The following is an 18,067-nucleotide window of genomic DNA, read 5'->3' on the forward strand; positions in this document are numbered from 1 at the left end:
AGGCAGTTGCATTGCAGCAAAATCGCGCGCCACGCGCGCGACCGGGCCGGTCAGTCGTCGATCGGAAAATCGTCGCCGACCTTCAGCAACTTCACGATGGTCGCGCTCGAGAAGCCGCGCGCGGCGAGAAAGCGCGCCTGCTTCGCACGCTCGGCCGGCGTTTGCGGCAGTGCACCGAATTTCTTGCGCCAGACGGCCTGCGCGCGGGCCCATTCGGTCTCGCGCAGCTGGGCGTTCACCTCCTCGACGAGCGTGTCGCCGACTGCATGACGCTTCAGCTCGCTGACGATGCGCGCGGCGCCGACACGCGACGCGCGGCGATGCACGAGGCTCTCGGCGAAGCGTGCGTCGGACAGCCAGCCCTCCTGCTCCAGCGCATCGAGCACCGGTTCGACGGATTCGTCTTCGCCGATGTAAGGCGCGAGCTTGCGCGCGAGTTCCGCGCGACTGTATTCACGCCTCGACAGGTAGCCGAGCGCGCGGCCCTTCAATGACCGTGGCGGTTTCGACGATTTGCGTTCGGTAGCGCCCGGCGTGTCGCCGGATGAAGGACTGGAAGCAGCGCCGGATGCACGGCGCGTGCGGCGCGGATGCTGGCTGCTGCGTGTATAGACGTCTTCCGTTGCCGGCGCCGACGCATCGGCTGCGCGATCGCCGGGGAAGCGGACACCGGACACGCGACGGCGGGAGCGGTCGTGCGCGTCGAACGATTCGTCGTCGTCGAACGGATCGTCCGGCGCGACAATCTCAAACGAAACGAGGGCATCGTCGGATGCCCTCGTCGCGGTGCGGTTCGCGGCATGGCTGCCAGCGCTCCGCCGGTCGGCGCCCGAGGATCCGGCTCGCCGGCCGGAGCGACCCGCCGCTTCGGGCGCATCGCTCTCCACCGGCTCGCCAGCCTGACCTCGGCGCACCACCATCACTCTTCTTCGTCCAGCGCCTCGGCTTCGTTGGCTACGCCATCGGGCATGCTGACGACGCCGAGCGATTCGCGGATGCGGTTCTCGATCTCGCGCGCGATTTCCGGATTTTCGCGCAGGAATTCACGCGCGTTGTCCTTGCCCTGGCCGATCTTCTCGCCGTTGTAGCTGTACCAGGCGCCCGCCTTGTCGACGATCTTCGCCTGCACGCCGAGATCGATGATCTCGCCCTGACGCGAAATGCCTTCGCCATACAGGATGTCGAAGATCGCTTCGCGGAACGGCGGCGACACCTTGTTCTTGACGACCTTCACGCGGGTTTCGTTGCCGATCACCTCGTCGTTCTTCTTGATCGAGCCGATCCGGCGGATGTCGAGACGCACCGACGAATAGAACTTCAGCGCGTTGCCGCCCGTCGTGGTTTCCGGGTTGCCGAACATCACGCCGATCTTCATCCGGATCTGGTTGATGAAGATCACGAGGCAGTTCGTGCGCTTGATCGTGCCGGTCAGCTTGCGCAGCGCCTGCGACATCAGGCGGGCCTGCAGACCCGGCAGCGAATCGCCCATCTCGCCTTCGATTTCGGCCTTCGGCACGAGCGCCGCGACCGAGTCGATGACGATCATGTCGATCGAGCCCGAGCGCACCAGCGCGTCGGTGATTTCGAGCGCCTGCTCGCCGGTGTCCGGCTGCGAGATCAGCAGCTCCGGCACGTTCACGCCGAGCTTCGCTGCATATTGAACGTCGAGCGCGTGCTCGGCGTCGATGAACGCTGCGGTGCCGCCCAGCTTCTGCAGTTCGGCGATGACCTGCAGCGTGAGCGTGGTTTTACCCGACGATTCCGGACCGTAGATCTCGACCACCCGGCCGCGCGGCAGGCCGCCGACGCCCAGTGCGATATCAAGACCCAGCGAGCCCGTGGAGACGACCTGGATATTCTCGGTCGCCTCGCCGTCGCCCATCCGCATGATCGACCCTTTGCCGAACTGCTTCTCGATCTGCGCGAGTGCGGCCGCCAGCGCCTTGCTCTTCTCGGCGGTCATCCCGGAGCCCTTCTTGCTATCTTCCATGAATCGTCCTTTGCTATGATGAGCAGCGTCTGTGAAAGGCGCGCCCGCTTTCAAGCGCCGCCGAATGCAGACACTGTATAAAAAAACAGTGTTTTATGCAAGCCCGCAATGCGGGCGTTGTACACGAATCACTCCGGAGACAGCCGCACCGGCGCAAACGCCCCGCCGGCCATCGGTCAGCAACATGCGAATCCTCATCGCCGAAGATGACAGCATACTCGCGGACGGCCTCACCCGGTCACTCCGCCAATCGGGCTATGCCGTCGACCACGTGAAGAGCGGCGTCGATGCCGACACGGCGCTGTCGATGCAGACTTTCGACCTGCTGATCCTCGATCTCGGCCTGCCGAAAATGTCCGGGCTCGAGGTGCTCAAGCGCCTGCGCGCGCGCAATTCCAACCTCCCCGTGCTGATCCTGACCGCCGCTGACAGCGTCGACGAACGCGTGAAGGGGCTCGACCTCGGCGCCGACGACTACATGGCCAAGCCGTTCGCGCTCAACGAGCTCGAGGCGCGCGTGCGCGCGCTGACGCGGCGCGGCGCGGGCGGCGGCCCGACCGTCGTGCGCCACGGCTCGCTCGCGTTCGACCAGGTCGGCCGCATCGCGTATGCGAACGACCACGTGCTCGATCTCTCCGCGCGCGAACTCGGGCTGCTCGAAGTGCTGCTGCAGCGGATCGGCCGGCTCGTGTCGAAGGAACAGCTCGTCGATCACCTGTGCGAATGGGGCGAGGAAGTCAGCAACAACGCGATCGAGGTCTACGTGCACCGGCTGCGCAAGAAGATCGAACCGAGCGGCGTGCGGATCTCGACCGTGCGCGGCCTCGGCTATTGCCTCGAGAAGGTCGCGCCCGCCGCGCCCGCCGACACGGCAGCGCCCCAGCCCGCGGTGGCCGGCACGCCGCTGCGCTGACACCGGGCGTCGCCGCGATGGCCACGCCGGCCCACTCCCGCCACCCGACCGGCGCGCCGTCGTCGGCCGCCGACGATGCACGCGACGCGCGCTACGAAAACCCGTTCGCGCCGCCCGACGAAACCGAATCGCCCGAGGCGCCGCGCCCGCGCTCGCTGTTCGGCGAAATCCTCGACTGGATGCTCGCGCCGCTGCTGCTGCTGTGGCCGATGAGCATCGCCGTCACCTACCTCGTCGCGAAGACGATCGCGAACAGCCCGTTCGACCGTGCGCTCGAAACCAATGCGTACGTGCTCGCCCGGCAGATTCATCCGGTAAACGGCGTGGCCGAGCTGACGCTGCCGGAACAGACGCGCGACTTCCTGCGCGCGGACAACGTCGACAGTGTTTACTTCCAGGTGCTCGGCACCCGCGGCGAACTGGTCGCGGGCGAAGCCGACATGCCGCTGCCGCGCGACGAGGACCGCCCGCCGCCGGGCGTCGTCGTGTTCCGCGACGACCTGCTGCGCGGCAACGACGTGCGCGTCGCGTATACGACGGTCGCACTGCCGCAATCGGGCGACACGCAGCCCGTGCTCGTGCAGGTCGGCGAGACGCTCGACAAGCGCAACGCGCTCGCGAACGACATCATCAAGGGCGTGATCCTGCCGCAATTCGTGATCCTGCCGCTCGCGATCCTGCTCGTGTGGTTCGGGCTGTCGCGCGGGCTCGCGCCGCTCAACGCGCTGCAGGCGCACATCCGCGCGCGGCGGCCCGACGACCTGTCGCCCGTCGAGGCACAGCGCGCGCCGCCCGAGATCGAGCCGCTCGTCACGTCGTTCAACGACCTGCTCGCGCGCCTCGAACAGAACATGGCGCTGCAGAAGCGCTTCATCGCCGACGCCGCGCACCAGATGAAGACGCCGCTAGCGGGCCTGCGCACGCAGGCCGAGTTCGCGCTGCGCCACCCGGTCCCGCCCGACGTGCAGCGCTCGCTCGAACAGATCGCGACGAGCTCCGAGCAGGCCGCGCGGCTCGTCACGCAGCTGCTGGCGCTCGCGCGCGCCGAGAACCGCGCGAGCGGGCTCACGTTCGAGCCGGTCGAGATCGCCGCGCTCGCGCGGCGCGCGGTGCGCGACTGGGTGCAGGCCGCGCTCGCGAAGCGGATGGACCTCGGCTACGAAGGGCCGCCGGACGATGCGCCGCTCGACGTCGACGGCAATCCGGTGATGCTGCGCGAGATGCTCGGCAACCTGATCGACAACGCGATCCGCTACACGCCCGAAGGCGGCCGCATCACCGTGCGCGTGCATGCCGACCCGTCCGCGCGGTTCGCGCATCTCGAAGTCGAGGATACGGGCCCCGGCATCCCGGCCGCCGAACGCGAGCGCGTCGTCGAGCGCTTCTACCGGATCCTCGGCCGCGAGGGCGACGGCAGCGGCCTGGGGCTCGCGATCGTGCGCGAGATCGCGACGCAGCACGGCGGCACGCTGACGCTCGACGATCACGTCTACCAGCAGGCGCCGCGCCTCGCCGGCACGCTCGTGCGTGTCAGCCTGCCGCTGGCCGGTACGGCCCCGGATTAACCCTGACACGCGCCGCCGCCGGGCAGCGCAAATGCATCGAAACCAGCGATTTACCGGACGTTCGCAGCACAATCAACACGAGAAGCCGACGATTCGACGCGGGTTAACGCGCAGTCGTTTTGTACGCGCGAGTCAGTCCGCCGTAAGTTTCCGTGCCAATAATCGTCGACAGGCCCGCCCACCCAAGGCGGCCGCACATTTATATCAAGGGACTTGGAGACGATTCATGGCAACGTTAGGCGGGCAAATTTCGCACTCGCCGATGACGGGCGAAGAGAAGAAGGTGATCTTCGCGTCGTCGCTCGGCACCGTGTTCGAGTGGTACGACTTTTACCTGGCCGGCTCGCTCGCGGCCTACATCAGCAAGAGCTTCTTCTCCGGCGTCAATCCGACCGCCGCCTTCATCTTCACGCTGCTCGGCTTCGCCGCCGGCTTCGCGGTGCGGCCGTTCGGCGCGATCGTGTTCGGCCGGCTCGGTGATCTCGTCGGCCGCAAGCACACGTTCCTCGTGACGATCGTGATCATGGGCGTCTCGACGTTCGTGGTCGGCTTCCTGCCCGGCTACACGTCGATCGGCATCGCCGCGCCCGTGATCTTCATCGCGATGCGGCTGCTGCAGGGCCTCGCGCTCGGCGGCGAGTACGGCGGTGCGGCGACCTACGTCGCCGAACATGCGCCGGCGAACCGTCGCGGCTTCTACACTGCGTGGATCCAGACGACCGCCACGCTCGGCCTGTTCCTGTCGCTGCTCGTGATCCTCGGCGTACGCACGTTCATTGGCGAGGAAGCGTTCGGCAGCTGGGGCTGGCGCGTGCCGTTCGTCGCGTCGATCCTGCTGCTCGCCGTGTCGGTGTGGATCCGGATGCAGCTGAACGAATCGCCGGTGTTCCTGCGCATCAAGGCGGAAGGCAAGACGTCGAAGGCGCCGCTGACCGAAGCATTCGGCCAGTGGAAGAACCTGAAGATCGTGATCCTCGCGCTGATCGGCCTGACGGCCGGCCAGGCCGTCGTGTGGTACACGGGCCAGTTCTACGCGCTGTTCTTCCTCACGCAGACGCTGAAGGTCGACGGTGCCAGCGCGAACATCCTGATCGCGATCGCGCTGCTGATCGGCACGCCGTTCTTCCTGTTCTTCGGCTCGCTGTCGGACAAGATCGGCCGCAAGCCGATCATCCTCGCGGGCTGCCTGATCGCGGCGCTGACGTACTTCCCGCTGTTCAAGGCGCTCACGCACTACGCGAACCCGCAGCTCGAGCTCGCGACGCAGAAGGCGCCGATCACGGTCCTGGCCGACCCGGCCACCTGCTCGTTCCAGTTCAACCCGGTGGGCACGTCGAAGTTCACGAGTTCGTGCGACATCGCGAAGAGCGCGCTCTCGAAGGCCGGCCTGAACTACGAGAACGTCGCGGCGCCGGCCGGCACGCTGGCCGAGATCAAGGTCGGCGACACGGTGATCCAGACCTATGACGGCAAGGCGGCCGACGCGAAGGCGCAGGGCGCGGCGTTCGACAAGACGCTCGCGTCGACGCTGAAGGGCGCCGGCTACCCGGCGAAGGCCGACCCGGCGCAGCTCAACTGGCCGATGACGATCGTGATCCTGACGATCCTCGTGATCTACGTGACGATGGTCTACGGCCCGATCGCCGCGATGCTGGTCGAGATGTTCCCGACGCGGATCCGCTACACGTCGATGTCGCTGCCCTATCACATCGGCAACGGCTGGTTCGGCGGCTTCCTGCCGGCGACCGCGTTCGCGATCGTCGCGGCGAAGGGCAACATCTATTCGGGGCTCTGGTATCCGATCGTGATCGCGCTGGCCACGTTCGTGATCGGTCTGCTGTTCGTCAAAGAGACGAAGGACTCGAATATCTACGCGCAGGATTGAGGTTGTACGCGCGAGCGGGGGCGGGTTGCCGGACGGGTGTGCCGGTAGCCCGCCACCCGCCCTGTCGCGAGGCCGCCATGGGCCGCCCGGCAACTTTTTTCACGAAAGATGGAAAAAGCTGTTGACAGTCAAGCGGCCGACCGACATAATTCAATTCTTCACGGCGAATTAGCTCAGTCGGTTAGAGCGACGGAATCATAATCCGCAGGTCCGGGGTTCGAATCCCTGATTCGCCACCAAATGCGAAAAGCCGCTGTTTCGAAAGAAACAGCGGCTTTTTTCATTGCGCGCTTGGTGAGCCATCCGCCCGATGCACAAGCTGCCGCACCTGTTCAAATCGCGCCACGGCGTGTATTACCTCCGACTCGCTCGCGGCGGCCAGGAGGTCGAGCGGTCGCTGCGCACGAAAGACTTCCGGCAAGCTAAACTTCTTGCGCTCGCGTTCAATCTCGAACTCGCAATGAAGACCGCGCGAGCCCTCCGCTATACCACGAAGATCGGGCGTTTGGGTTTGATTGGCGAGGCATTCCTCCCGGGAAACCATCCCAACAAAACAGCCATGCTCGCCTCGCACAGATAACGAACGCCCCCCCTCCGAACGCCCGACGAAAATAAGGTCTCGGACACTCGCGGGATTTGACACATGATTATCGGAATATGCCTAAATATTTAGGGTGGGACACTTAAAAACACCATATCTAGTGCAAAAATAAAAATTGACACCAAGTATAGTGGCGATGCTATTCTCGTGATGCGTATCGACTTTTCAGTCGGAGGCCCCATGATCACCGCCAAGAGGCGCGCCGAGATCGAAAAGATCGTCCGCGGCATGCATCACGAAATAATCCAAAGCGCCAAGCTTCGGTACCCCAGCGAACTGGGGCTGCCGCCGTATCCGCAATTGTTTTCGCCTGACGTCGCTATCGAAAAATACGGCTATTCGTATGAGATTCGCGAATCTATGCCGGGAGCCCAGTCCGGCAGTCAGTTTCGAACGGCGGGAATGATCGACACCGAGCAAGCGATCGTGATGGTTACGAGCAACATGAGCTACGAAACGCAGCGTTTCACGGCCGCCCACGAGCTCGGACACCTGGTGTTGCACGAATCGATGCCGAGCATGAGGCAGCATCGCGACCGGCCTGTCTCTGGCGAGTTCATGGGTCCGCGCCCTTTGGTGGAGGAGGAGGCCGACTACTTTGCGGCGGTGTGGCTGGCTCCTGGGCCGACGGTGAAATACTACTTTCAGGATCGCTTCGGCCGGCTTCCGCTCGTTCTTAATGAGGACACGGCGTTTCATATTGCCGGGCAGAAGGGCATCGCCGACCTGATGGCGTCAATACCTACCGGACTTGATTTCCCCGTCGCCGTCGCGCGCGCGACGAGATTCAACGGCAAACCTTTTGAATCGTTGGCGCACTTCTTCGGGATGTCGCCGACTGCGATGGGAATTCGGTTGAAGCACTTGGAGCTGGTGGCTTACTAACCAACGCGCCGCGACATCCATTGCGGAACGTGCTTCATCCGGTTTATGGCGAGCTGGGCTTCACTCCCGATCGCACGCGCTCCGGCGACAAAGCCCGACGCGCGCGAGTTCCCTCCGCCATGCCGCACGGATCGAAGGCGTTTGGAGTCCATGGGCAAAGCGTCTCGCCGAGGAACCCGTCCCAAATTGAGACGCAACGGCCTGCCAGCTCGACCAAATCGAGCTTGTGCTCTCCGCCACAATCGACCATCGCGTGTTCGTGTGCCCCAGGTTTGACGACCAACCGAGCGGAACATGTTCGCGGACAACGGAAAAGGCTGGATCGTGGAACGGTTCCCGGTCTAGACGCGAGTGCTTAAATCCGTTCGCGATGTCTCGGCACACGCGCAACTCGATGTTTGCTCGAAACAAGGCGATCAGCCGCTCCGCGTCGATGCCGGAGTCTCTAAGCCAGTCCCGGAGATGAAAGCAGGCCACGAAGAACGCGATAAGGAAATCGAGCTGGTCAGCGGATGAGCGCTCGGTGTCGATCGCGCAAACACGATCACGCCACCGGAGCATCCCGTGGTATTGCCCATGCCACCCCTCCGCTTCCTGCAAAGTCAAGAGCAATCCCATGGTCTACCTGCACGTCGCCCGAAAATGAAGGCTCACAAATGGCGCCGTTCCAATGCAAAATCACTTCCCGGTCAATTGGCCCTTTCGTTTCGTTCGCGGGGAGGGGCCAGCGAAAACCACACCGCGAAAGCTTGCGCGAAAAGGCAAAATCCAAGGTGTCCAAGTAAATGTAAGGCATCCACCATGAAGTTCAATCGCTTTTCCTTGTGCTTCTTCGATGTGTTGGGCTTTGAATCGCGCTTCTCCGATCTTGGCCTCGACGGCATGCTTCGAAAATATGTCGCGCTGATCGACCTTGTGGACGCTCGGAACGAGCACATGGGCCGCATGTTTGGGGAGATGGGCTTTAAAGAAAGCGCCTACTGGCTGTCAGACGGCGACGCCTTTGTGGTTTCGCGTCTTCACGGCGCTTACGCCAGCGATTCGTTGCTTGTGTGGACGCACACGGATTTCCCCGAGGCTCGATACCCTGCCGCCGTCGACCTGGCGCCGGCCGAACGCGAACGGCTCGCATCCGAGCCCGCCGAAGGTTGGCTGTATCACCCCATCCCATGCGACAACCTGCTCGACATCTGCAACGAGATGGTTTGCCACAGCCTGGAAATAGGTTTGCCGTTGCGTGGCGCGCTCGCGCTCGGCGAAGCGGTGCTGCACAAAGAGCGCGGTGTGTATCTCGGCCAGCCGCTCATCGACGCCTCGCGCATGGAGCACTCGCAGAGGATCATCGGCGCGTCGTTCACGCGCTCATTTATGGATCAGATCGTCCCGCCCAGATATATGGTGCCGTTCGACAAGCACCTAAAAAACGCTCGCGACGATTTGTTTCAAGGAAACGTCCTCGACTGGCCACGGCACTGGCGGGCAACGCGGAAGGCCGATCCTCGCGAAATCATTCTATCGCTCAACACGTTTCCGGCAACAACGGACATTTACGAAAACACGCTTTGCATGATCGACGCCTCCGATGCCCGGGCCGGCATGTTTGTCGGGCCGGAAGAAATGCTGCTCGGCACCACCTATCCGCAGTTTTCGACGAAAGAGCTTGCGCTTCGGGCTTGCGCGGTGAGGCGCATCCCGGCCAACGAGGGCAAATAGGACACTTTGGCCGCTGTTGAAGCGGATGCCGAGAGGCATTCGGCGACTGCCCAACTAGCCGACGAACACGACATCGATCGACCATGCAAAAAATCCGGCCAGAAAGTTTCAGTTCGATCGATACAATGCGATCGCTTTACTTGCCCTGGGCGGGCATTTTGGCCCTTGTTTTGAAGCTGACATTGGGCCTGTGAGGCGGGTTGTGAAGCGTCCGCGTTTTGCCATGGGACGAAAGAAAACAGATTACGGCAATCGCTCGAACACGCGCCGAGCGCCAGCGCGCACGTAACGTACGCCGGGCATCGGACGATCCTCATGGGCCTCGACATTACTTCCCCGCTAATCATTAATCGTTTTTTTACACCGACATCCGCTTTGTCGGGGCTATCCGCCGAATGCGAAAAGCCGGTGTGTGAATTTAACGAATCAGTCGGTCAAAAGATAACTGTCGGGTCTGTCAGGGACGCGGTAATCCACAGCCGGACCGCGTGGCGGCGGCATTTGACGAGGCAACCTTAACGGCGGCCGAGCGCGGCGCGTCGATGCGCGGCGTGACGCAACATAGCCCGCCTTACGCCGCTACCGCCCCCCTCTGCACCTCCACCGCCTGCGCCCCCACCTTCCCCCGCCAGTTCTCGCCGCCCTCCAGCGCCGGCGTCGACTCGAACACTTCCGCGACCCAGTCGGCGAACACCCGCACCTTCTGCGACAAATGCCGGTTGTGCGGATAAACGATCGAAATCGGCTTCGGCTTCGGATTGCAGTCCGGCAGCACCTCGACCAGCGAGCCGTCGAGCAGGTTCGGCAGCACCATGAACAGCGTCGGCTGGATCATCCCGAACCCTTCGAGCCCGCACGTCACGTAGGCATCCGAATCGTTGACCGTGACGCTGCCGTTCATCCGCACCTCGAACGGCTTGCCGTCGATCATGAACACCCACGGAATCGCCCGCGCGCCGTGGCTCGCGCGAAAATTCACCGCATGGTGATCGGCGAGATCGGCGATTTCGTGCGGCTCGCCGTGACGCGCGAGGTAATCGGGCGACGCGCAGGTCACGCGCTTCAGCATCCCGATGCGCCGCGCGACCATCGACGAATCCTCGAGCGGCCCGACGCGGATCATGCAGTCGATGCCCTCCTCGACCGGATCCACATAGCGGTCGGACAGCCCCAGCTCGAGCGTGATGTCCGGATAGCGCTGCCGGAAAATCGACAGCGACGGCAGCACGATGCGCCGCCCGAGCGAACTCGGCATGTGGACGCGCAGCACGCCGCTCGGCTTGCGGTTGCCGGTCTGGAAACTCGCGTCGGCCTCCGCGATCTCCGAGATGATCTTCATGCAATGCTCGTAGTACGCGGCGCCCTCCGGCGTCAGCGACAGCCGGCGCGTCGTCCGGTGCATCAGGCGCACGCCGAGCAGCGCCTCGAGATTCTGGATGATGGTCGTCACCGACGCACGCGGCATCGCGAGCGTATCGGCCGCGCGTGTGAAGCTGTTCGCGTCGACCACACGGGTAAAAACTTCCATTGCCTGGATTCGGTCCATGCTGCTTCCCCCTTCGAATCGCCAACAGAACAGAATAGAGCGCGCGACGGGCACGGCACAAGCCCCCGCCTATTGTTATTCGATCCTGAATAGTTGCAGCGTTTCGGATTGGGAATCGACTGTTTTTCGTTCAGTTCACGACGTCGACCACACCGGCCCGATCCCGCCCCGCGCGTCACCGCACGAACCGCTCGCGATAACCCTGCGGCGACACGCCCAGCACGCGCACGAAACTGCGCCGCAGCGTCTCCTCCGAACCGAAGCCGCAGCGCGCGGCGATCCGCTTGACGGGCCACGCGGTTTCGCCGAGCAGGCGCTGCGCGGCCTCGACGCGGATCTGCTCGACCGCGCGCGCGGGCGTGCGGCCCGTCCCCGCACGATAGTGGCGCACGAAGCTGCGCTCGCTCATGCTGACGCGCTCGGCCAGCGCGGGCACCGACAGGTCGGCCGTCAGGTGCTCGGCCATCCACGCATGCAGGTCGCCGAACCGGTCGTCGGTGCGCTGCATCGACAGCATCGCGCTGAACTGCGCCTGTCCGCCCGGACGCTTCAGGAACACGACGAGTTCGCGCGCGACGTCGAGCGCGGTCGCGCGCCCGAGATCCTCCTCGACCAGCGCGAGCGCGAGATCGATGCCGGCCGTGACGCCGGCCGACGTCCACAGCGCGCCTTCGCGGATGAAGATCGGGTCGGGCTCGACGCGCACGTTCGGGTAGCGCGCCGCGAATTCGTCGCAGCGCGCCCAGTGCGTGACCGCGCGCCGCCCGTCGAGCAGCCCGGCCTCGGCGAGCAGGAACGCGCCGGTGCAGACCGACGCCACGCGCCGCGCGCGCCCGGCCTGCTGCCGCACCCAGCGCACCAGCCGCGCATCCTTCGACGCCGCATGCACGCCCTTGCCGCCGGCGACGATCAGCGTATCGGGACGACGCGCGGCCGAGCGCAGCGACTCGGCCATCACGACGAGGCCCGACGACGTCTCGACGGGCCCTGCTTCGACTGCCACGACGCGCGGCGCATACGGCGCCGGCTGCCCGCGCTCCAGCGCGAGCTCGTTGACGGACGCGAACACCTGAAGCGGCCCCGACACATCGAGCAGTTGCGCACGCGGGAACGCGAGGACCAGGATCGAACGCGGAGCATCGGCAGGCATGGCGATTGGCTGAAAACGTGGGTGATATGGCAATTTCGCCAAACACTACGCGCCTAGAATCGATCTGTCCATCCCGTGCCGGCAACGGCGCGCTCCCTTCCACTCGGAGTCCTCGCATGACCCTGCATATCGGCCTTCTCGTGTTTCCGGGCGTCCAGCAACTCGATCTCACCGGCCCGCACGACGTACTCGCGTCGCTGCCCGACGCAACCGTCCATCTGGTCTGGAAGTCGCGCGACGCCGTCGCGTCGAGCAGCGGACTTGCGCTCACACCGACCTGCACGTTCGACGACTGCCCGCCACTCGACGTGATCTGCATTCCGGGCGGAATCGGGATCAACGACCTGCTGCTCGACGCCGAAACGATCGCGTTCGTGCAGCAACGCGCAGCCGCCGCACGCTATGTGACGTCGGTCTGCACGGGTGCACTGCTGCTCGGCGTGTCCGGCCTGCTGCACGGGCGGCGCGCGACGACGCACTGGGCGTTTCACGCGCTGCTCGAACCGTTGGGTGCGGTGCCCGTGCGCGAACGCGTCGTGCGCGACGGCAACCTGATCACCGGCGGCGGCGTGACGGCCGGCATCGACTTCGCGCTGACGATCGCCGCTGAACTGGCAGGCGATGAAGAAGCGCAGGCGATCCAACTGCAACTCGAATACGCGCCCGCGCCGCCGTTCGCCGCCGGCTCGCCCGACACCGCGCCGGCAGCGGTCGTGAAGCGCGTCACCGAACGATCGGCGGCCGGTTTCGCGAAGCGCAAGGCGATCGTCGAGCAGGCGCTGCGCGCGACGTCGCGCTGAATGCGGATACGAAGAACGTGACGGAAGGACGACGCGCGTTCGCGCGGGAGAACAGATCGATGAAGATTGTCCGGAGTGCGGACTTCACGGCGGATCGCGCGTGGGGTGCGCTCGACATCGCGAACCTGAACGGCATCACGGTCCGGTTGCACTGGACCGACGCGCCCTATCGATGGCACGTGAACGACGGCGAGGAGGTGTTCGCGGTACTCGACGGCCGCGTCGAGATGCGCTACCGCGAAGCCGGCGTCGAGCACGCGATCGTGCTCGATATGGGCGACGTCTTCCACGCGACGGTCGGCACCGAGCATGTCGCGCATCCGCTCGGTGAAGCGCGCATCCTCGTGATCGAGACGGCAGGCAGCGTCTGACGGCGGGCACCCGCCGTGCGCCGAAGACGCACGGCGGAAGCGGGTTTCAGCCCGTGATCGTCCCCGTACCCTGGGACGGAATCAGTTTCGGCTGCGGCGTGCAGACGCACTGGCACAGGTCATGCTCGAGCGCGACGACCTTGCCCATCACGGTCATCGTCCGCTCGCCGCCGTCCGACACGATCACGCCCGTCGTCTTGCACGCGGCGCAGAACACCGGCGCGCCGAGATAGGCGAGTTCGCGTCCGTCGAACGACGAGTTGGCGATCCCTTCGAGCACCACGCCGCCGTGGTCGGTCGTGTCGCCCTTCAGTATGAATTTGCGGCTCATGTGTCGGTTCTTCCCTCGGAAACGCCGCGCAGCGCGGCACTCGGCCGCGCACGGGCAATCGGAATCCGCCCGTCGGTCGCGGGCGTTCCGCGAGCATATCACCGCGCGCGAGCAATCCGCTGCGCCACTGCACGTCGCTCGCGCAGCTGCAGGACGCGCAATGGATCCTCAACACGTCGCCGGAAAGCATCGGCCGGCTGCTGCAGGACGTGTTCGTCGCGCACGGCTATCCGGCGCCGCAACCGATCGTCGAATGCACGTCGTTCAGCGCGGCGTTTTCGCTGTCGGTGCACACCGACACCGTGTCGTGCGTGCCGAAGAGCTTCATGGAAGTCGACTGGATTCGCGAGCGGATGGTCGCGATCGCCGCCGGGGCGATAGCGACGCCACTCAGACGACCAGCGCGATGCACAGCGCGGCACCGCACAGATAGGTGCCGAGCGCACCGATGAAACGCGCGGGATTGGGGTTGGCCATCGTCGGCCACGCGAGCAATCCGATGACCAGCAGGCAGCGGCACGTGGTGGCCGCGACGATCAGCGCGAGGATCGCGTGCGACGGATCGCGTGCGCCGAAATAGAGAAACAGCGCCGCGAGAAACGGCGCGTATTCGGCCGTATTGCCATGCGCACGCACGAGCTTGTGCAGCCCGTTCGTCGGGTCGGGCGCGCACCCGGATTCGGTGGCCTGCCGAAAGCGCGTGACGGACACGACGAGCCCGAGCCCGAACAGCAGCAGCCCGAGGATGGCCGTGCACACGAGTGCGACGGGATGGATCGTCATGGGACTCAGGGCGTAAGCGGACACGCGCCGCACATCCGGCGATCGTACTCGCCGCCGGCGCGCGCGGCTATCGCGGAAACCCGTAGCGGCGCCGTACGACGCCTCCTTTCGCGAACGCGTTCCGGCCCGAATTGCACCGATTCCGCAGCGCACGAAATCCGTGCATCGTCCGTCGGCCCGACCACGCGGGCCTGCCCGCCGCCGCCCCGGTCACGCGCAGGTCGCCGCGCGACACGCGCAAACGTTACGCAGCGCCGGCACGCACCATCGCGGCGCAACGCCGAGCGCAACGCATCACAGGCACGCACGTTGCGTCGGCGCATCTCGGTAGTCGACGTCCTTGGCAGCACGCTGCGGAGGACTACACTAATCCTTAATGGGGTGCGGCCGGAGCCCGCGCCTTCAGGGAGACGCCGCCATGAATCGGCCGCTGAATCGTATCCTGCCGCGCGTGACCGGGCTCGCATCGGTCTGGACGTGGGTCAAGTGGTCCTTGCTCGCCGCGCTGCTGATCGCGGTGGCGATCGTTGCGCGGCTCGTGCAGACCGAGATCGAAACGTCCCGGCTGCAGGCGCACTACCTGTCCGAGCTCACCCGCGACGTCGGCTACACGATCGAAACGGGCCCGAGCGATCACATCCGCTTTCCCGCGAACGGCCCGTACGACCAGCGCCTCGGCTATGCGATGCTGCCGGCATTCCAGGAGCGGCTGCTCGCGCGCGGCTTCGTCGTCGGCAAGCAGGCGCGCGATTCGCAGCGGATGCTGTCGCTAGGCGATCGCGGGTTGTTCCTCCCTTACGAAGAGAAGGATCAGGCCGGCCTGATGCTGTTCGATTCGACCGGCGCGCCGCTGTTCGCGACCGTGTTCCCGCAGCGCGTGTACGCCGACTTCGACTCGGTGCCGCGCGTGGTCGCCGATTCGCTGCTGTTCATCGAGGATCGCTACCTGCTCGACGCGAGCGAGCCGAACCGCAACCCTGCCATCGACTGGGGACGCTTCGGCCGCGCGCTCGCCGACCAGGCGCTGCACGTCGTCAACCGTCACCAGGCGCGCCCGGGCGGCAGCACGCTCGCGACGCAGATCGAGAAGTTCCGCCATTCGCCCGAAGGCCGCACCGCGACGCCGCCCGAGAAGCTGCGGCAGATCGCGTCGGCGTCGGTGCGCGCGTACCTGAACGGCCCGCAGACGATGCTCGCACGCCGCACGATCGTCGTGCGCTACCTGAACTCGGTGCCGCTCGCCGCGCGGCCGCACATCGGCGAAATCACCGGCATCGGCGACGGTCTCGCCGCGTGGTACGGCCGCGACTTCAACGACGTGAACCGGATCCTGTCCGCGCCGACGACCGGCGACAACGTCGACGCACAGGGCAAGACGTTCCGCGAGGTGCTGTCGCTGGTCATCGCGCAGCGCGCGCCGTCGTACTTCCTCAACCGCGGCTATCCGGCGCTGCAGAAGCTGACCGACAGCTACCTGCGGCTGCTGTCGAACGGCGGCGTGATTTCGCCCGCGCTGCGCGATGCCGCGCTCGCCGCGCAGATCGAGCGCAGCGCGCCGCCGGCCGCCGCGCGCGTGCAGTCGTTCGTGTCGCGCAAGGCCGTGACGTCCGCGCGCGCGTCGCTGCTGTCGGCGCTCGGCATCAGCGACCTGTACCAGCTCGACCAGCTCGACCTGCAGGCGACGAGCACGCTCGACAACGGCGTGCAGCAGGCCGTCGCCGAACGGCTCGCGCAGGCGTCGACACGCGACGGCGCGCAGGCCGCCGGCCTGTACGGCTTCGAGATGCTCGCGCCGAAGGACGATCCGTCGCACCTCACGTACAGCTTCACGCTGTACGAACACCGCAACGGCGCGAACATGCTGCGCGTGCAGACCGACAGCGTGAACCAGCCGTTCGACGTGAACCGCGGCGGCCGCATCAACCTCGGGTCGACCGCGAAACTGCGCACGCTGATCACGTACCTGCAGATCGTGTCCGACCTGCATGCGCGCTATGCAAACCTGCCGAACGCGGCGCTCGCGCGCGTGAAGCCCGACCCGATCGACGGGCTGTCGCGCTGGGCGCTCGACTACCTGTCGCATACGCGCGACCGCTCGCTGCAGGCGATGCTCGACGCCGCCGTCGAGCGCAAGTACTCGGCGAGCCCCGACGTGTTCTACACGGGCGGCGGCGCGCAGGTGTTCTCGAACTTCGAGAAGTCGGACAACCGCCGCATCCTGACGCTGCACGCGGCGTTCGAGCATTCGGTCAACCTCGTGTTCGTGCGGCTGATGCGCGACATCGTCCACTACGAGACGCTGCAGGCAGCCGGCCCGTCATCGTCGTGGCTCGGCGATCCCGAGCAGCGCCAGCGCTACCTGCAGCAGTTCGTCGACGGCGAAAGCCAGGTCTACGTGAAGCGCTACTACACGCGCTACGCGGGCAAGGCGCCCGACGACGCGCTCGCGCTGATGCTGAAGGACGTGCGCAAGTCGCCGCCGAAGCTCGCGACGGTACTGCGCAGCGTCGCGCCGAACGAATCGCTCGCGTGGTTCGATGCGCAGATGCGCGCGCAGCTGAAGGGCACGCCGGCCGCTACGCTGTCCGACGACGATCTCGCCGCGCTCTACGCGAAGTACGCGATCGACCGCTTCAACCTCAACGACCGCGGCTACATCGCGAGCGTGCATCCGCTCGCGCTGTGGACACTTAACTACCTGCGCGCCCATCCGGCGGCGTCGCTCGCCGAGGTCCAGCGCGACAGCCACGATGCGCGCTTCTACACGTACTCGTGGCTGTACAAGACGCGCTACCACGCGACGCAGGACCGGCGCATCCGTCGCATGGTCGAGCTGCGCGCGTACGCGGAGATCACGAAGTCATGGCGCGCGCTCGGCTACCCGTTCGCGGAAGTCACGCCGTCCTACGCGGCCGCGATCGGCGCATCGGGCGACCAGCCCGACGCGCTCGCGAAACTGATCGGCCTGATCGCGAACGGCGGCCAGAAGGCGCCGAACGAGACCATTACGCGGCTCGACTTCGCGAAGGGTACGCCGTACGAAACGCGCTTCGTGCGTGCGCCCGCGCAGCCGCAGCCGATGTTGTCGCCGGAGATCGTCAACGTGGCGCACACACTGCTGCGCGACGTCGTGCTCAACGGCACCGCGCGCCGCCTCGCGGGCGGCCTCACGCTGCCCGACGGCAAGACGCTCGCGGTGTACGGCAAGACGGGGACGGGCGACCAGCGCTTCAACGTCTATGCGCGCGGCGCGCGGCTGATCGAGTCGCGCAAGGTCAACCGCAGCGGCACGTTCGTGTTCGTGATCGGCGACCGGTTCTTCGGGGTCCTGACGGCCACCGCGCACGAACCGTACGCGGCCCGCTACGACTTCACGAGCGCGATGGCCGTGCAGCTGCTGAAGTCGATGGCGCCGGCGCTCGCACCGCTGATCGAACGCCCGGCCGACGCCGGCACGCGCACGGCGGGCCCGGCACCGCAAGCGGAAACGCCTGCGCCGGACGCGGCGCCGGCACAACCGTCCTGACCGCGGCG

The 18,067-nt window shown here is 65.8% G+C and carries 15 protein-coding genes, 1 tRNA gene and 1 pseudogene; 11 read left to right on the forward strand and 6 right to left on the reverse strand.

Translation table 11 applies throughout. The annotated features are described in order from the left end of the window. Positions 1 to 50 precede the first annotated feature (50 nt). Positions 51 to 920, reverse strand: coding sequence for a recombination regulator RecX (recX, locus tag AC5LXX_RS13660; RefSeq protein WP_493409782.1), 870 nt, complete (start codon positions 918 to 920; stop codon positions 51 to 53). Further along, positions 920 to 1,990, reverse strand: coding sequence for a recombinase RecA (gene recA / locus AC5LXX_RS13665; protein ID WP_124453757.1), 1,071 nt, complete (start codon positions 1,988 to 1,990; stop codon positions 920 to 922). Before recA ends, recX begins: the two co-directional genes overlap by 1 nt. Before the next feature lie 184 nt (positions 1,991 to 2,174). Between recA and AC5LXX_RS13670 the strand changes: the two genes are divergently transcribed. The 7 genes and pseudogenes from AC5LXX_RS13670 (at position 2,175) to AC5LXX_RS13700 (ending at position 9,552) form a co-directional block, all read left to right on the forward strand. Continuing rightward, entirely contained in the window at positions 2,175 to 2,903 is a 729-nt protein-coding gene (locus tag AC5LXX_RS13670; RefSeq protein WP_124453755.1) for a response regulator transcription factor, read from the forward strand. Positions 2,904 to 2,920: 17 nt separating this feature from the next. Next, entirely contained in the window at positions 2,921 to 4,468 is a 1,548-nt protein-coding gene (locus tag AC5LXX_RS13675) for a sensor histidine kinase (protein ID WP_493409783.1), read from the forward strand. A 226-nt stretch (positions 4,469 to 4,694) separates the two neighbouring features. Further along, positions 4,695 to 6,353 carry an MFS transporter gene (locus AC5LXX_RS13680; protein WP_493409784.1) on the forward strand — a complete coding sequence of 553 codons (1,659 nt, stop codon included), beginning with the start codon at positions 4,695 to 4,697 and terminating at the stop codon, positions 6,351 to 6,353. Between the two features lie 162 nt (positions 6,354 to 6,515). Continuing rightward, a tRNA-Met gene (locus tag AC5LXX_RS13685) sits at positions 6,516 to 6,592 on the forward strand. A gap of 71 nt (positions 6,593 to 6,663) precedes the next feature. Beyond that, positions 6,664 to 6,822, forward strand: a pseudogene (locus AC5LXX_RS13690) (integrase); the annotation flags it as partial. A 312-nt stretch (positions 6,823 to 7,134) separates the two neighbouring features. Continuing rightward, positions 7,135 to 7,839 (forward strand): ImmA/IrrE family metallo-endopeptidase, encoded by a 705-nt coding sequence (locus AC5LXX_RS13695; RefSeq protein ID WP_493409785.1) that lies wholly within the window; start codon positions 7,135 to 7,137, stop codon positions 7,837 to 7,839. Positions 7,840 to 8,640: 801 nt separating this feature from the next. After that, positions 8,641 to 9,552, forward strand: a complete 912-nt coding sequence (locus AC5LXX_RS13700) for a hypothetical protein (RefSeq protein ID WP_493409786.1) — start codon at positions 8,641 to 8,643, stop codon at positions 9,550 to 9,552. Between the two features lie 571 nt (positions 9,553 to 10,123). On the opposite strand, the gene AC5LXX_RS13705 is transcribed toward AC5LXX_RS13700, so the two are convergent. Further along, a complete protein-coding gene (locus AC5LXX_RS13705) occupies positions 10,124 to 11,098 on the reverse strand; it encodes a LysR family transcriptional regulator (RefSeq protein WP_493409787.1) in 975 nt (324 codons plus the stop codon). 175 nt (positions 11,099 to 11,273) lie between these two features. Then, the gene (locus AC5LXX_RS13710) at positions 11,274 to 12,248 is read right to left on the reverse strand and encodes a GlxA family transcriptional regulator (RefSeq protein WP_493409788.1); all 975 of its coding nucleotides are present in this window, start codon (positions 12,246 to 12,248) and stop codon (positions 11,274 to 11,276) included. A gap of 116 nt (positions 12,249 to 12,364) precedes the next feature. Between AC5LXX_RS13710 and AC5LXX_RS13715 the strand changes: the two genes are divergently transcribed. Beyond that, on the forward strand, positions 12,365 to 13,048 hold the full coding sequence (locus AC5LXX_RS13715; protein WP_493409789.1) for a DJ-1/PfpI family protein: 684 nt from the start codon (positions 12,365 to 12,367) through the stop codon (positions 13,046 to 13,048). 59 nt (positions 13,049 to 13,107) lie between these two features. Beyond that, positions 13,108 to 13,419 carry a cupin domain-containing protein gene (locus AC5LXX_RS13720; RefSeq protein WP_493409790.1) on the forward strand — a complete coding sequence of 104 codons (312 nt, stop codon included), beginning with the start codon at positions 13,108 to 13,110 and terminating at the stop codon, positions 13,417 to 13,419. A 46-nt stretch (positions 13,420 to 13,465) separates the two neighbouring features. On the opposite strand, the gene AC5LXX_RS13725 is transcribed toward AC5LXX_RS13720, so the two are convergent. Then, the gene (locus AC5LXX_RS13725) at positions 13,466 to 13,750 is read right to left on the reverse strand and encodes a PAAR domain-containing protein (protein ID WP_322083220.1); all 285 of its coding nucleotides are present in this window, start codon (positions 13,748 to 13,750) and stop codon (positions 13,466 to 13,468) included. A gap of 188 nt (positions 13,751 to 13,938) precedes the next feature. Here AC5LXX_RS13725 and AC5LXX_RS13730 point away from each other — a divergent pair, with 188 nt between their 5' ends. Then, positions 13,939 to 14,202 (forward strand): type 2 periplasmic-binding domain-containing protein, encoded by a 264-nt coding sequence (locus tag AC5LXX_RS13730; protein ID WP_493411130.1) that lies wholly within the window; start codon positions 13,939 to 13,941, stop codon positions 14,200 to 14,202. Here the strand turns inward: AC5LXX_RS13730 and AC5LXX_RS13735 are convergent. Further along, positions 14,141 to 14,533 carry an MAPEG family protein gene (locus AC5LXX_RS13735; protein WP_493409791.1) on the reverse strand — a complete coding sequence of 131 codons (393 nt, stop codon included), beginning with the start codon at positions 14,531 to 14,533 and terminating at the stop codon, positions 14,141 to 14,143. The two genes, AC5LXX_RS13730 and AC5LXX_RS13735, sit on opposite strands and share 62 nt — an antisense overlap. Positions 14,534 to 14,951: 418 nt before the next feature. On the opposite strand from AC5LXX_RS13735, the gene AC5LXX_RS13740 reads away from it, so the two are divergent. Next, on the forward strand, positions 14,952 to 18,059 hold the full coding sequence (locus tag AC5LXX_RS13740) for a transglycosylase domain-containing protein (protein ID WP_493409792.1): 3,108 nt from the start codon (positions 14,952 to 14,954) through the stop codon (positions 18,057 to 18,059). Positions 18,060 to 18,067 lie beyond the last annotated feature (8 nt).

The sequence above is a fragment of the Burkholderia torrens genome, assembly GCF_984668525.1.